General features: G+C 69.6%; 1 protein-coding gene. It reads right to left on the reverse strand.

Annotated elements, in window-relative coordinates; all coding sequences use genetic code 11:
* A partial coding sequence (locus tag AC1D15_RS36110; RefSeq protein WP_477829873.1) for a Calx-beta domain-containing protein occupies positions 1-273 on the reverse strand: 273 nt, incomplete at its 3' end.
* Positions 274-613: the final 340 nt, after the last annotated feature.

The raw sequence follows: 613 nt of genomic DNA on the forward strand, positions 1-613 counted from the left end.
GGTGAGGGTGCCGCTGCGGGCCGTGTAGTCGGTGCCGGCCAGCGCGCTCCCGTCGGATGTGGCAAAGGCCACGCTGCCGTCGCGCGAGCCGTCGGCGCGGTTCACCGTGACCGTCAGCAGCCCGACGTTCTGCGCCACCGCGTAGCTCGCCGCAGACAGCGCGACGCTGCCCGCCGGCAACGGCGGCGGCGGCGCATCGCCACCGCTGCCGCCACCGCAACCGGCCGCGAACATCGCGGCCACCAGGACCAGGGCAGTACGTGTGGATGACATGAAGACCTCGCGCCGAGCACCACGCTCGACGGCACGATCTCACGCCGCGCGCGCAGACTCTGTGCGGTGTCGAACACGCGCGCTGCGCAGGGTCATGCAGGGCGTTCGCGCATCCGACGCCGCGATGCGGCACGGAGTGCCCGGCAATCGCACATGCGCGTCCGGAAGTTTTTTTTTCCTTACTGTGCGTTACCGCATAGACGCTGAACTATCGGCGTGCGCGACCTATCTTAAGAGGGCTGGCGCACAGACGATTCATCGCTCTGGTGCCTTGCGCCCCTCCGATGCCAAGCACGCCCATGGCGCGCCGGAGGCCRTCACGCCGACCGCTGCCCTGGAG

The organism is Rhizobacter sp. P2_H2 (assembly GCF_056403375.1).